Origin of the sequence: Paramylibacter ulvae (genome assembly GCF_014652655.1) — a bacterium.
GTDB lineage: Bacteria > Pseudomonadota > Alphaproteobacteria > Rhodobacterales > Rhodobacteraceae > Amylibacter > Amylibacter ulvae.
This window is the reverse complement of the sequence record NZ_BMZF01000002.1, coordinates 141502-157367: the sequence shown is the minus strand read 5'-3', so window position 1 is coordinate 157367 and position 15866 is coordinate 141502. Positions and strand designations below refer to the sequence as shown.

7 protein-coding genes are annotated in these 15866 nt (G+C 51.1%); 5 read left to right on the top strand and 2 right to left on the bottom strand.

All coding sequences use genetic code 11. The annotated features are described in order from the left end of the window. Positions 1-110: 110 nt before the first annotated feature. From IE094_RS05530 to rfbA, 5 genes are all read left to right on the top strand, one after another. A complete protein-coding gene (locus IE094_RS05530) occupies positions 111-998 on the top strand; it encodes a glycosyltransferase family 2 protein (RefSeq protein WP_229802070.1) in 888 nt (295 codons plus the stop codon). A gap of 398 nt (positions 999-1396) precedes the next feature. After that, a complete protein-coding gene (rfbC, locus tag IE094_RS05525; protein ID WP_189639587.1) occupies positions 1397-1951 on the top strand; it encodes a dTDP-4-dehydrorhamnose 3,5-epimerase in 555 nt (184 codons plus the stop codon). Between the two features lie 9 nt (positions 1952-1960). Beyond that, complete coding sequence (gene rfbB, locus IE094_RS05520) at positions 1961-2998, top strand: dTDP-glucose 4,6-dehydratase (RefSeq protein WP_189639586.1); 1038 nt, start codon at positions 1961-1963, stop codon at positions 2996-2998. Continuing rightward, on the top strand, positions 2995-3852 hold the full coding sequence (gene rfbD, locus IE094_RS05515) for a dTDP-4-dehydrorhamnose reductase (RefSeq protein ID WP_308429200.1): 858 nt from the start codon (positions 2995-2997) through the stop codon (positions 3850-3852). The genes rfbB and rfbD overlap by 4 nt, the downstream gene beginning before the upstream one ends. 4 nt (positions 3853-3856) lie before the next feature. Beyond that, a complete protein-coding gene (rfbA, locus tag IE094_RS05510) occupies positions 3857-4729 on the top strand; it encodes a glucose-1-phosphate thymidylyltransferase RfbA (RefSeq protein WP_189639585.1) in 873 nt (290 codons plus the stop codon). Here rfbA and IE094_RS05505 read toward each other — a convergent pair. Beyond that, positions 4726-5373 carry a rhomboid family intramembrane serine protease gene (locus IE094_RS05505; protein WP_189639584.1) on the bottom strand — a complete coding sequence of 216 codons (648 nt, stop codon included), beginning with the start codon at positions 5371-5373 and terminating at the stop codon, positions 4726-4728. The genes rfbA and IE094_RS05505 overlap by 4 nt on opposite strands. A 21-nt stretch (positions 5374-5394) precedes the next feature. Then, on the bottom strand, positions 5395-15747 hold the full coding sequence (locus IE094_RS05500) for a non-ribosomal peptide synthetase/type I polyketide synthase (protein WP_189639583.1): 10353 nt from the start codon (positions 15745-15747) through the stop codon (positions 5395-5397). Positions 15748-15866 lie beyond the last annotated feature (119 nt).

The following is a 15866-nucleotide window of genomic DNA, read 5'->3' as shown; positions in this document are numbered from 1 at the left end:
AAAATTGCCACAAACAAATGCTTTGATCAAAATAAATATTGGTTAAGCTATGTAAAATAAAATTAGGGCTAGTTTAAGAAATGAAATCGCTTGCGTCTATCTCTATTGTTGTGCCCACGTATCGGCGTGCGGATATGCTGACCGAATTGTCCCATGCATTGGTGCCACAGTTGCGCGACGGGGTGGAGGTGTTGATCGTTGACAACTGTCCTGATGGGTCTGCGCGAAATACCGTGGCGGGGTTTGTCGCGGAACATGCGCATTTTTACTATTTGCATGAACCAAAATCGGGTGTTGTCCATGCGCGTAATGCGGGCGTGGCGGCGGCGCGTGGAGAATATATTTTGTTTTTGGATGATGACGAAGTGCCGTCAAAAAACTGGGTCGCGGCATTTTCCAAATTGGCAAAACAGGATGTGATGGCTGCGTTTGGCCGTATTGTGCCCCGATACGAAGACGAGCCAAGCATTGAATTGCACACGATGTTGAACCGCTGTTTCAGCCGCGAATTTGATCACCCAATGGGGCATGACCTGACACCCCATTTTGTTGATCTGGGCACGGGCAATGCGATGTTTCACAAAAAACGCTGTTTTGGAAATGGCGTGCCCTTTGATGCGCGGTTTAATCACAGCGGAGGCGAGGATACGCATTTAATCAAAACGTTGGTTAATCGCGGCGCGGTACTGTCGTGGTGCCCCGCTGGTCTGGTCGAAGAATTGGTGCCAGCGGCGCGGATGCGCGCGCAATATCTGCGCGAACGTCGATTTGCACAGGGGCAATTACGTTGTCAAATTCTGGCCCGCAGCCCGCGCATTTCGGATCGCATCAAGGTCCCCGTCTGGATGGGGGTTGGTGCGCTGCAAATGGCGATTTACGGGGCTAAAGCGGCATTGGGCAAAGATGTGGTTGCCAATCGCATTCGATATCAAGGTGGTTTGGGAAAATTGATGTGGTGGCACAGCAAAGGCGCAGGAGAATACGCCAATGCTGGTTAACCATATTATATCCGTAAAACAGGGACGGTCCAAAAACCGTCCCTGTGGTCGGCGACTTCGACTACTTATTATGGTTTCTGTTGTCGGCCAGAACGTATTCCAGAAACCTTACAACGTTGCTTTTGTTCCGCGCTAATATTGCGTCTGCAACGGGGCCACTATTCAGACCCTGCATTATTAATAGAATCTGAACGCGGCGGGAGTTTGTGGGGAATAAGGTGATGTTAAGGCAAATTACGCGAAAAAAGGTCTTGTTTATTCGATTTTCACGCAAGGGTTGTGATTTTTGGTACTGTGTCACTGTTTGTCATAAGTGTTGATATGGATATGAATGCAGTTATGATCGCGCCATAGTTTTAAAATTTATCAATGCCCCAATTTGAAAGAAAACCCGTATTATGCAGGTTGAAGAAACAGAAATTAACGGCGTGGTGGGCTTGACCCCGCGCCGATTTGCCGATGATCGCGGCTGGTTTAGCGAAACTTGGAATCAACGCACCCTGAAGGACGCAGGGCTGGATATTGAATTTGTCCAAGACAACCATTCGTTTTCCGCTCCTAAACACACGGTGCGCGGATTGCATTATCAATCACCCCCCGCAGCCCAAGGTAAATTGGTGCGCGTATTGCGCGGTGAAATTTTTGATGTTGCGGTGGACGTGCGCAAATCATCGCCCACATTTGGGAAATGGGTTGGGATGAACCTGTCCGCGGACAACGGTAAACAGCTTTATATTCCAACGGGGTTTTTGCATGGGTTTGTAACATTGGTTGAAAACACAGAGGTCGCATATAAATGCACCGATTTTTACACGCCCGAATGCGATGGTGGGGTGGCGTTTGATGATCCTGATCTGGCGATTGATTGGGGCATTCCCAAAAACAGCGCCGTGTTATCCACCAAAGACGCCGCCGCACCCAAATTCGCTGATTTTAACAGCCCGTTTGCATAAGGTTTAATGATGAAAATATTGATTACAGGCGGGGCAGGATTTATTGGATCGGCAGTTGCACGCCAAGCGGTGCGTGACGGCCACGATGTGGTCGTGGTTGATGCGCTGACCTATGCCGCCTGTTTGGATAATTTAGAACCGATTTCGAACGCGCCAAATTATGTGTTTGAACAGGCCAATATTTGCGATGGACCTGCGATCAATGATCTGTTCGCGCGCCATGCCCCCGATGTGGTGATGCATCTGGCCGCCGAGAGCCATGTTGATCGATCCATTGATGGCCCTGCCGATTTCATGCAGACGAATATCATGGGCACGTTTCAAATGTTGGAATCTGCGCGCGCATATTGGTTGGCGAATGATCGCCCCGTCAATTTCCGTTTCCACCATATTTCCACGGACGAGGTTTATGGCACATTGGGTGATACGGGTCTGTTTACCGAAGACACGCCATATGCACCCAATTCACCCTATTCCGCATCAAAGGCCGCATCGGATCATTTGGTGCGCGCATGGGCGGAAACCTATGGCTTGCCTGTTGTGCTGACCAATTGTTCAAACAATTATGGCCCCTATCATTTTCCAGAAAAGCTGATCCCTGTGGTGATTATCAAAGCCTTGGCGGGCGATGCGATCCCTGTTTATGGCAAGGGTGAAAATGTGCGCGATTGGCTTTACGTTGAAGATCACGCCGATGCGTTGCTGACCGTGGTGCAAAAGGGCGCATTGGGTCGGACATATAATATTGGCGGTGAAAACGAGGCGACGAATATTGATCTGGTGCGCATGATTTGTGCGCTGTTGGATGAACTGCGCCCTGCCAAAAAACCCTATGCCGATTTGATTACGTTTGTTGCGGATCGCCCAGGGCATGATTTACGCTATGCGATTGATCCAAGCCGTATTCGTGATGAACTGGGCTGGCGCCCATCGGTCACACTGGAACAAGGATTGCGCAAAACGGTGCAATGGTATTTGGACAATGAACAATGGTGGCGTAATCTGCAAAACCGAGACGGTGTTGGAAAACGGTTGGGGGCTGGATGATGCGCGTATTGGTTTTTGGAAAGTCGGGACAGGTCGCAACCGAGCTGGATAAATTTGAGGAAACCACATGTCTTGATCGCACCGCCGCCGATTTGGCCAGCCCCGCCGCCTGTGCAGAGGTTGTTGCAAATTGCGAGGCGGATGTGATCATCAACGCCGCCGCATACACCGCCGTTGATGATGCAGAAAGCGATGAAATCACCGCGACCATGGTTAACGCCACATCCGTGCGTATGATGGCAGAGGCCGCCGCACACCGTGATATTCCGTTTATCCATATTTCCACCGATTACGTGTTTGATGGAAGCGGAACCGACCCGTGGACAACCGAAGATTTCCCCGCCCCGATCGGCGCCTATGGCCGCACCAAATACAAGGGTGAACAGGGCATTGTGGATGCGGGCGGGCGTTACGGAATTTTGCGCACATCATGGGTGTTTTCCCCGCATGGCAATAATTTTGTAAAAACCATGCTGCGCCTTGGTGGTGAACGCGATGCGTTGTCCATCGTGGACGATCAAATCGGCGGCCCCACAGCGGCCCATGATATTGCGTCCGCATTGATGGTTATGGCACAGGCCTATTTCGAGGGCATGGGGCCAAACGGGGTGTATCATTTTTCAGGCGAACTGGATGCAAGTTGGGCAGATTTTGCCGCTGAAATTTTTGATCAGGCGGAGCTGGATGTAAACATCACACGTATCCCCAGCGAGAAATTTCCTACGCCTGCACCACGTCCACTAAATTCACGTCTTGATTGCGAAACGACCCGTCAAACGTTTGGCATTTATCGCCCAAACTGGCGGGACAGTTTGAAAATTGTACTTGATGAATTAAACGCCGACAAAGGATAGAGCGATGAAACCACGCAAAGGTATTTTATTGGCAGGCGGCACGGGAACGCGTTTGTATCCAATCACGCAAGGTGTGTCGAAACAACTGTTGCCAGTGTACGATAAACCGATGATCTTTTATCCGCTGTCGGTTCTGATGTACGCAGGCATTCGCGAAATCGCCATCATCACCACGCCCGAGGATCAGCATCAATTCAAACGTCTGTTGGGCGATGGATCGCAATGGGGTGTGTCGCTGACATTTATCGAACAACCCACACCCGATGGATTGGCACAGGCGTTCATTCTGGCCGAAGATTTTTTGGATGGCGCGCCAAGCGCGATGGTATTGGGGGATAATATCTTTTTCGGCCATGGCATGGATCGCCTGTTGGCCGATGCCAATGCAGACACGGTGGGCGGCACAGTGTTTGGATACCAAGTATCGGATCCTGAACGTTACGGTGTGGTTGAATTTGACGGTGATTTTCGTGCTGTGTCCATCGTGGAAAAACCAGAAAAACCTGCGTCAAATTATGCAGTGACAGGTTTGTATTTTCTGGATGCATCCGCGCCAAAACGTGCACGCGCGGTAAAACCATCGGCGCGTGGCGAATTGGAAATTACTACGCTGTTGGAAATGTATTTGAACGATGGATCGTTGAATGTGCAACGTATGGGGCGGGGTTATGCTTGGCTTGATACGGGGACACATGCGAGCATGTTGGATGCGGCAAATTTTGTGCGCACCATTCAAACCCGCCAAGGGTTGCAAACCGGTTGCCCCGAAGAAATCGCATTTGGCAAAGGTTGGATTAACGCGGATCAGCTTCGCGAAATTGCGCAACCGCTTGTGAAAAACGAATATGGGCGATATTTGCTGCGATTGATTGATTAATCACGCGCAAATAAATAGGCCCACAGCCAACCCGCAACGAACCCACCCAAATGAGTTTCCCACGCCAGTGCACCTTGTAGCATGTACCAGAACAATAGGTTCAAAATAACAAGGTTCACCATCATTCGATAAAACGGAGTCAGGGGTAATTTGCGTCGCCGAAGGTTTGCAAATTCCCAATACTGCCACGCCCCGACCAATCCAAAAATCGCACCCGATGCGCCGATCATGGGAATAGCGCTGTCGGATAGGGCGGCGAACATCACCGCACCACCTAACATGCCCGCCAAATACAGCTGCAAAAATTTCCATTGGTTCATGCGTTGCAATGCAATCGCACCCAGTGAGCCCAAGGTTACAACATTGCCGATCAAGTGAAACAGCCCGCCGTGCAAAAATGCATAGGTGAAAAACATCGTCCATGGCTGTGCCGCATATATCGGGCGCCAATCATCGGTCAGCTTGCTCCAGAACGCGCCGTATTTATACGCAAGCCCGCGTAATTGCCCATCAGCGATCCAGCCACGGTCGGATATTTGCAACACCAATTCAATCAACGTGATCGTAATCATGATGGTATAAATCAGGGTCTTGGGCGTGTCGGCCCAAGACAGAATTCTGCGCGGAGGATTATTTGGCGTCATACCCGCCATCTATGCAAAAAATCAGCGCGCGTCCAACCCTTCCAGATGTGCATTGATCAACTCTGCGACAATTTTAGCGGATTCACCTTTGAACATATCCAGATGGCTGGAATCAAGTTTGATAATATCCACGGTGCCACGGGTGACATCCTGCCAGCCAAAACTGGCATCGCGCCGCCCGATTTCCAAATCCGACAGGGTTTCTGGTGGATTGTGGAACAATACGACATCGGCGTCGATCTGGCCCGCGTGATATTTATCCGCAACCGCCCACCAATGGCGCGACAGGCGCAGATAGCTTTGCAATTCATCATCCGCTTGGCTGGGCGTAAGCCCCGATTTTGCCAGCGCATTTCGCGCCTTGGTCGATGCGCGACGCCACAGGTTTTTTGCACCACCCAAGGATAACAATTCCGCCTCTGCGCGCAGTTTCTGGGTAATGCTCATATCCAAATCAACGCGCACATTGGGAGCGTGCATATCCAACATGCCAACATATTTTATGGTGTGGCCTGCGGCTTCTAGCTGTTTGGCGATTTCAAATGCGATGATCGCACCCCCGCTATACCCAGCCAAATAATATGGGCCCGTGGGTTGATATTGGCGCATGTTGTTGATGTGGTCGGTGGCCATTGCCTCGACCGTATTATGGGGTTTGTGGTGCAAAATACCACGGGTTTGCAGGCCAATCACCGTGCGATGCTGTCCGATCAACTGGGCAAATTCGTACATATTGTTCAAATTGCCACCAACACCGCCCACAACGAACAGGGGTTTTTTGGTGCTGTTTGGCGATTCTGCCACGATCACGGATGTGTCCCATGCATCATTCACGCCATCATCGGATTGTGTGGCGGGTGCGCTGGTTGTGTCATCAATCGTGGTTGCCAATTTGCGCAATGTTGGGTTTGCAAACAACGTGGAAATGGGCAGTGCCTGACCAAACTCTTCTTGGACGTTTGAAAACAGTTTCACCGCCAGTAACGAATGGCCGCCCAGCTCAAAGAAATTATCATCAAGGCTGATATTTTTGCGCCCCAACACATCGGCCCAGATATCATGCAGACGTTTTTCAACATCGCTGTCAGGGCGTGCATCGGCAGTTGTGGCGGGCTTGGCCAAGGCCATTTCCGCCAGCTTTGGTCGATCCAATTTGCCATTTGGGTTCAGCGGGAAAACATCCAACACATGAAACAGGCTTGGCACCATATAATCGGGCAGGGTGGCGGATAATGCGCGGCGCACAATGCTTTCGTCAAATACGGCGTTATCGCTGGTGGTGACATATGCCTCCATGCGGTTTTCACCGTTGATATCGCTGCCAAGGATCACGGCGGCCTGTGCGACATCATCCAGATCGGCCAAGGCTTGTTCCACCTCGCCCATTTCGATGCGATAGCCGCGAATTTTCACCTGATCATCGCGCCGCCCTTCATAGAGCAATCGCCCATCAGACAGGTATCGCACCAGATCACCCGTGGCGAACATCATTCCATCTCCATCCACAAAGGGATCGGGGACAAACCGCTCGTCGGTCAATTCTGGCTGATTGAAATATCCCGCGGCCAGAACATCACCGCCCACATATAATTCACCCATTTCACCAATTTGCACCGGCGTTTGGTTTTTGCCCAACACATAAAGGCGTGCATTATCAATGGGGCGCCCGATGGGCACATCGTGATCGCCCAGTTCCGTAATGATTTCACAGGTCACATCGGCGGCGACCTCAGAACTTCCATACAGGTTCACCAGCGTGATATTGGGTGCGGCGTCCAAGAAACGACGCGCCAAATCAGGGCCAAGCCGTTCGCCAGATGTGAACAACAAACGCATGTTGGGACATGTCGCGGACATATCAATTTTGCTGTTCAAAATCGCACGTAGCAATGATGGCACCACCAACAGGCGGGTGACATTTTGTGCACCAAGCAGGGCGAATAATGCGGCGGGGTCTTTGACGGTGTCATCATCAATGATCACCTGTGGCACACCCGCCAACAGCGGGCCAAAGATTTCCCAGATGCTATCCACAAATGAAATTGCGGTTTTCTGGCACATGACTTCGCCGTCTTCAAACGGGAATGTGTTCCACATCCAATTGAAACGGTTGATCGTGGCGCGATGGGTGCCCATCACCCCCTTGGGCCGCCCTGTGGAACCAGAGGTATAGGCAACATAGGCCGTATCGGTTGCGGAAATTTTCGCCTGTTTGATCGGCTTGGCCTTGGACCTATCCACATCATCAACAAATAGCGTGGTGTCAAACGGCAAGGTTTTTGCCAACGCATGTGTTGATACAACCAATGCACATCGCGCATCGGATGCCATATAATCCAAACGATCCTTGGGATTATTCGGGGCAAGCGGAACATATGCCGCGCCCAAACGGAATGCCGCCAACATGGTTGCGACCAGATCAAACGAGCGGTGCAAACAAATGCCAACCGTATCGCCCTGCTTCACGCCCATGTCGTGCATTTGCCCTGCGATGGCGTTCACCATATTGTCCAAATCGCTGTATGATTTCACATGCCCATCATGTGCCAGCGCAATCATCCCGGGTGATTTGGCGACGATTTTATCAAACATTGCACCCAGATTGGTATCACGCGGATAATCCACCACCGCGCCTTGCCAATCGTTCAACAAGGTTTTGCGATCCGCATCCGATTGCGTATCAAATGAATTCAGCGCCTGATCCGGATGATCACAAAGCTGATCCAACAACGCGATAAAATTGGTGATATGGCGTTCAATCGTTGCCGCATCAAACAGGTCGGCGGCATAGCTCCATTCGGTATAAACCGTGTCGCGGTTATCCGTCACATTCAGATAGATTTCAAAATGTTCATAGCTGCGCGGATTGGTAACAAACTCCGTATCCACATCGCCAAATGACATGGACGATAAATCAATCCCGTTATCAATGTTGAAAATTGCTGGTACCAGCATCACGCGGCTGGGATCGCGTTTGATTTTCAATTCCTTGATCAACGCCCCAAAGGTATAGTTTTGATGTTCAAACCCATCCAACAATGTGGTGCGCACATGTTTGAGATAGGTTTCAAAGCTGTCATCCCAATCAATTTGCGTGCGGATCGGCAACAGGTTCACACAGTGGCCCACAACCGTATCCATGCCTCGTGCCGCCTGACCCGATGCAGGTAAACCAATGGTGATGTCATCCACATCCGCCAATTTCGCGATATAGATTTTATACGCCGCCAACAGGGTGTTAACGAATGTGCTGTTTTGGGACGCTGCCAATTTGCGCAAACGCGCGGTAAGTGCGGCATCAATTTCACGATCAGCGCGCGCACCGCGCACGGATTTTTGCGCACCACGGGGTTTATCCGTTGGGATATCCAAAACAGGTGGTGCTTGTTCAAATTGGTTTAGCCAGTATGCACGCGATTGCGCCGCTTCTTCTGTGCGGTTCCATTCTTCTTCGGCGCGGGAATATGAAATGATGCTTTGTGCCGGGGGCAAGCTTGGGTTTTCGCCCAACATCAACGCAGAATATACCGCACCAATATCGCGCATGATCACATCAATCGACCAGCCATCGCACACGATGTGATGCGCGGTGATGATCAGATTATGATCGGTTTTTGAATTGCTGATCAATTGGGCGCGCACAAAGGGCCCTGATTGCATATCAAAAGGTTCGTTCACCTCGTCCAAGATGATTTGATCAAATCGGTTTTTGCGCTGTGCAGGTGTTAGATCCTGCATATCCACCATCAAGACCTGTACGTCACTGGTCGGGGAAATTTGCATGAACATGCCATCGGGCGAAAATGTGGTGCGCAAGGCATCATGGCGGGCAAATACGGTTTCGGTTGCTTCGCGTAGCTTTTGCGCATCCACAACGCCGTGCATTTTTAGCGTGACACTTTCGTTATATGCGGGTGTGACCTCTGGCGTGACAATCATCGCCGCCCAGATTTCACGCTGTGCCTCTGTTGTGGGAACACGTAGCGTTTTTGGCGGGTTCGCCATTTGATGCGCAATGCGTTCTGCGCCATCTGGCAATGCCAATCGGGCAGGGGGTGCGGACACACGCGGGCCGTCATATTCAACCGCTTCGCGCCCAACCAATAAACCAGCCGCGCGCAGTTCAAGCGCGGAATCCTTGATCGCATCAACCACATATTCGATGTCTTCGTCATCATGGGCCGCCGTCATATAGGATGGGAAACCTTCAAGGAAAAACACCCCACGTTCGCGCATATTTGCGCCGAGCAATCCGCCGTATTTCTGATCTTCGCCAATGCGCAGATACATCAATGACCCACAGTTGGGCATTTGAAATGGCATGTCATTATCGGCAAACCATTTATCCACGCTTCCCGCCAATTTATCACCCTTGGCGTTCACCGTTTTCCAGAAAAAATCAGGTTGGGATTTGAAAAATTGCAACATCGCCTTAACGCTGGCCATGGCAAGGGGATGGCGCACGAATGTACCCGCGAAAAATGTTACGGGTGCGTTGGGGAAACTATCATCCCCATATTGCCACTGCCCGCCATCGAAGGTGTCCATATATTCGGCCTTGCCCGATACAACGCCCAGTGGCATGCCACCACCAATGACCTTGCCATATGTGACAAGATCGGCATCTATGCCGTAATAATCTTGTGCGCCGCGTGGGCCGAAACGAAAACCTGTGACAACTTCGTCAAAAATAAACAATGCACCCGCATCGCGGGTCAGTTTGCGCACAGTGCGGATGAAATCATGGGGGCGGAATTCTGGGCGGCGGCTTTGGACAGGTTCCACCATCACGGCGGCCAGTTCATGGGCATGTGCCTTGATGTAATCCAGCGCCTCGGGGCTACCGTATGGTAAAACAACCACGTTTTTCACTGCATCTCGTGGGATGCCAGGGGCCAGTGGCATGGTTTTGGGGCCAGATTTGGTGTTCACACCGCGTACCAGAACCTCGTCAAAATTACCGTGGTAATCGCGGGCAAACATCACAACCTTGTCGCGCCCGGTGCATGTACGCGCCAAACGCATGGCGGCATATACGGCCTCTGACCCTGTACAGACAAAACTGGTGCGATCGTTGCCGGTGACTTCGCAGAATAATTCCGCCGCTTCCATCGCGGCAAGACTTTGTGGCCCGACCTCGAAACCTTCGTGCAATTGGTGTTGCACGGCCTCGACGATATTATCGGCGCCATGCCCCAAAAATCCGGGGCCAAAGCCGTTGAGAATATCAATATATTCATTGCCATCCACATCCAACAGGCGCGAACCTTTGGATTTCACGGTGACGATTTGATAAACGATTTCTTTCCACAGGCGATTAAAACCAGATGCCGTGCGCGGATCAGCATGGGCAAAACGATGTTTCGCTGTCAGATCCTTGGATTTTTGCGTCTTTGCCACAAAGCGTTTGGTCAATGCCGCGATATGGGCGCGTTGTTGTTTGTTCAGCTCATCCGCATGATCTTCGCGATCAATATTGGTGGTGGGGGCAGAGCTTGGCGTGGCGGACTCTTCTTCGCCCTTGTCGATCTGTGTCATTTCCGCCAGCGGGGTTTTATCCGCAGGTGCACCAGACCCAAGATTGCCATGTTCGCGCACATATTCCACCAACAGATCAAGGCGCGCCAGATCATCCATCAATTGGCGCAGGGTCACCGTGACGCTAAACTGATCGGACAATTCTTTCGTTGCTTGGGTCAACAACAGTGAATCAAACCCAAGTTCAAGGTATGACGCCGTATCGTCGATTTCATCGACATCCAGCCCCGATAATTCGGACAACATTTCCTTGACCGCGATATTTGCATCGCGTTCCACAGGGGCGGATTCCACCACGGGTTCATCCGCTGCCAATGCGGTGGTTGAAACAGCAGTTGCATCAACAATAACGGGATCAATCCAGAATTCTTTGCGTTGGAACGGATAGCTTGGCAATGTCACCGATGATTTCATAATTGGCCAGCCTGCCATATCAGGGTAAATCCGTGTCCAATCCACGCTGTAACCCACCGCCCACAGATTGCCGAAACTTTCCAACATGGTGGTATGCGAATTGGCATTGGTGGATTGCGCATGGGGCAGGGATGATAACGCGGGTTGTTTTGACCCACGATCGGGGTTTTGCCCAGCCAATGTCGCCAGCGTGCGCCCCGGGCCAGATTCCAGCATCACATGCGTGCCTTCGGCCCAGAACCGTTGCATCGCATCGAAAAACCGCACGGGGCGGCGCATATGCATGGCCCAATAATCGGGGTCGGTTGCCTCGATTTCGGTCAACCAATCGCCCGTGACTGTGGACATGATCGGGATGCGCGGTGCATTCAATTCCATTTTGGAAACGACCGCGCGGAAATCATCCAACGCGGGGTCCATCATATGGGAATGGAACGCATGGCTTGTGTGAAGTTCGGAACAAACGAATCCCGCATCCTCTAGCTTTTTCGTGGCCGCCTTGCCCGCGCTCTTCGGGCCAGAAATCACACACAGTTGTGCGCCATTGACGGCGGCCAGATCAATATCGTCGCCCAAATAGGGCAGAATGTCATTTTCCGATGCACGCACCGAAATCATCACACCACGGGGCAAATCGGCCATAAGCCGACCGCGCAGTGCGATCAATTTAATTGCATCAGGCAGGGCAAAAATCCCAGCAATGGTGGCGGCGGCAAATTCACCGATTGAATGCCCCATCATCGCATCGGGATTCACCCCCCAATGCGCCCATTGTTTTGCCAATGCATAGCTGATGGAAAAAATCGCAGGTTGCGCAATCGCGGTATCCTTTAATTTTTCCGTCATTTTTTCCGCGTCTTTTGCGGGGGCGTGAATGATTTTTAACAGATCAATGCCTGTTTCGTCTTTCAACAGGGCGGCACAGATGTCCAAGGCTTCGCGAAACACAGTTTCGTTTTCATATAAATCCTTGGCCATGCCCACATGTTGCGCACCTTGCCCGGGGAACATCATCGCGATTTTGTCCCAGCGACCAGCACCGTGGGATACGCCCGAAAAATTATCCGCAGCATCGGACAGGCCATTCATGCCATCACCCACCAAAACCGCGCGTTGATTGTAATCATGGCGATTGTTCAACAACTGTTGAATAATGGCGGCAGGGGCAGCTTTTCCATTTTCCTTGGCAAATGCGCCCAAATTGGCGATTGTCGCCTTTAGCGCGTCTTTGGAGCTGGCCGAAACGGGGAAAATCTGTGGCCCCGTTAACTTTGGTGGTTTCACCGATTTCATCACAGGGGGCTGTTCCAAAATCATATGGATATTGGTGCCACCCACGCCAAAGGCGCTGATGCCCGCGCGGCGCGGGGTTTTTGCATCCGTTTTCCAATCAATACGTTTGGTCACAGGATAAAATGCGGAATCATCAAAATTGATGTTCTTGTTTGGCGATTTGTAATGCAACAGTGGCGGGATTTGCCCCGTTTTCAATGTCATCGCGGTTTTGATCAACCCTGTGACGCCTGCTGCGATATCCAAATGGCCGACATTGGTTTTGGCCGATCCGATGGCGCAAAAACCCTTGTCCGAAGTGCTGGCGCTGAACGCTTGGTTCAGGGCGGCAAATTCGATCGGATCACCCAATGGCGTGCCCGTGCCGTGTGCTTCGATATAGCCGATGGAACGTGCATCAATGCCTGCGGCGGCTTGGGCGTCTTTGATAACCTCGGCCTGTGCTTTGATGGATGGAGCGGCATATCCGACCTTTTCCGAACCATCGTTATTGATCGAAAATCCGCGAATGACGGCAACGATATCATCACCATCGTCAATCGCATCTTGTAAGCGGCGCACAACAACCAAACCCGCGCCATCGCCAAATACCGTGCCAGATGCATCTGCATCAAACGTGCGGCAATGGCCATCAGCGGATGCCATGCCGTCGGGCAAATATTGATAGGGGCGTTTGGATGGAAGGGTGATCGAAACACCCCCCGCCAGCGCCATATCAGCGGTGCCATTACGCAAACTTTCGCAAGCTTGTGCAACCGCGACCAATGATGTGGAACAGGCGCATAAAACCGTGGCGGCGGGGCCGCGCAGATTTAATTTATACGCAATGCGCGTGGCGATGAAATCTTTGTCATTGCCAAACAGTACGCCGAAATTTTCAACAGGATAGGTGGATGCATATTTGCGCGTCGCACCCGGTGCCGACATTAGATTGTTCAACAAGTAAGAGTTTTGCGATGAGCCACAGAAAATTCCGATCTTGCCATCGAATTTATCAGGGTCAACTTTGGCGTCTTCGAGTGCGGTTTGCGCAACCTCTAGCAATATCCGATGCTGTGGGTCCATTTGTTCCGCTTCGCGCGGGGGGATACCAAAATGGCGCGCATCAAACATTTTCACATCGGGCATCATGCCGCGTGAATTCACATATGGCGCATTTGGGTTTTCGGCGCGTGGGTTGATTTCCAATTCATCATCGGAAAAATGCGAAATCAACTCGCGCCCATCCAGCAATGCATTCCAATATTCATCAACACTGTTCGCACCAGGGTAACGCCCCGCCATGCCAACGATGGCAAAAAGATTATCATCAACATTTGCACGTTTGGGTTTCGCCGCCACGGCCACAGGATCGGCGGCCAGATGTGTGGCCAGTGCGGTGATTGTGGAATGGAGGAAAAAATCCGTGATCGCAAATTGACGATCCAAATTGGTTTCGATGCGTTCATGCGCACGCGCGATATGAAGCGAGCTTGCCCCCAGATCAAAGAAATTCGCATGACGATCCGGATTTGGCTGTTGCAAAATCTCTGCAAAAACATCGGCGATCAGGTTCTCCACCTGATGTGCGTTGCCACCGGATTTTTTGGGTGCGGATGGGAGCGCGGCGGGGATTTTCATGGTGGCCAACCCTTTGCGATCCAACTTGCCATTGGGATTCAAGGGCAGTTCGTCCATCGCGACAAAGCGTGATGGGATCGCATAATCGGGCACAATGCCAGCAATGTGTTTTTGCAAATCTTGCGCGGTGATTGATTTATCGCCCACATAAAATGCAATGATGGTTTTATCGGCACTATCCGCGCCCGATTTGGCGATGACACATGCCGAATTGATGCCCTCATAAGCCTCTAAACCAGCTTCGATTTCACCCAATTCCACGCGGTATCCGCGCACCTTGACTTGTGTATCAATGCGCCCTTCGAAAATGACGTTTCCTTCTTTATCCAAATGCGCCATGTCACCTGTGCGATAAAGTTTGACATCATTGTCCCAAGGCGCAGTGACAAATGCCGCTTCTGTCAAATCAGAACGGTTCAAATAGCCAAGTGCAAGACCAGCACCCGCACAAACCAATTCGCCACTTTGCCCAAGGGGCAATTGGTTAAGTGTTTCATCAACGATGTAAACTTGAGTGCCCGATATTGGTTTGCCGATGGGCAGGGGTTTATCCGAAGCCATATTGGCATCCGTGATCGTGTGACAACACGTAAATGTTGTGTTTTCCGTTGGCCCATATCCGTTGATCATGACCAAATGGGGGCAATGTTTGCGCACCACTGCTGCCTTGACGGGGGATACAATATCCCCACCTGTTAGCAATTGTTTTAAAGGTGCAAGGTCAGCGGGGCGTTCATCCGCCATTGCATGGAATAATCCCGCCGTGAGCCATGTCGCGGTGATCTTTTTATCACGCAAAATTTCGCCCAGCCCACGCAGGGTTAAATTATCGTCTTGGGGTACGATCAATGCACCACCGTTTAATATCGCACCCCAAATTTCCAATGTGGCGGCGTCAAATGCCAGAGGTGAATTTTGCAAAATGCGCTGTTTCGCGTCTAAAACCATGAAATTTTGATCAATGACCAACCGCGTAATCGCACGATGAGGCACCACAACACCCTTGGGTGTGCCCGTGGACCCAGACGTGAACATGACATAGGCCGTATCATCGGGTGCAACGGTTGCAGATGTGAATTTTTTGGCCCGCGTTGGGATCTGATTAGCCGCTAAAAACGGAAGTATATTTACATCGGTTTTTGCCAATGCATCAATTGATCCCAGCGCATGTGTCATGCCCGTGGCATCAACAATGGTCGCGATTCTGTCGGCGGGGTAATAATCGGGCAGGGGAACATACCCCGCACCCAGTTTCAGAATCGCAAGAATCGCAATGATGGTTTCGGGGGATTTCGCACAAGACAGCCCAATTAAATCACCCTGTTTCGCGCCCGCATCCAAAAGCTGTTGTGCAACGATGTTTGATGCGCGATCCAGCTGTGCATAATTGATGGACAAATCACCGCTTTCAAGCGCTGTACGCTTGGGCGATTTTTTCACAACCTTTTGAAAACACGTGATAACATCAGCGTTGTAAGCGCTGTTTTTGGTTTTGTCTTGGATGTTCATTTTAAATCAATTTCGCTCATAGGCCAGAAAAGGCGTGGTATTCAAACAGTGATATAATTTGGCAAAATAGCCGAGGTTATAAAGGCGGTAATAGGCATATAAAAATTCAGTGCAACTTT

Bases quoted from the DNA above. Each gene is read 5' to 3' on its own strand.
- rfbC (WP_189639587.1), top strand. From the start codon at position 1,397: ATGCAGGTTGAAGAAACAGAAATTAACGGCGTGGTGGGCTTGACCCCG.
- IE094_RS05500 (WP_189639583.1), bottom strand. From the start codon at position 15,747: ATGAACATCCAAGACAAAACCAAAAACAGCGCTTACAACGCTGATGTT.
- rfbB (WP_189639586.1), top strand. From the start codon at position 1,961: ATGAAAATATTGATTACAGGCGGGGCAGGATTTATTGGATCGGCAGTT.
- rfbA (WP_189639585.1), top strand. From the start codon at position 3,857: ATGAAACCACGCAAAGGTATTTTATTGGCAGGCGGCACGGGAACGCGT.
- IE094_RS05505 (WP_189639584.1), bottom strand. From the start codon at position 5,373: ATGACGCCAAATAATCCTCCGCGCAGAATTCTGTCTTGGGCCGACACG.
- rfbD (WP_308429200.1), top strand. From the start codon at position 2,995: ATGATGCGCGTATTGGTTTTTGGAAAGTCGGGACAGGTCGCAACCGAG.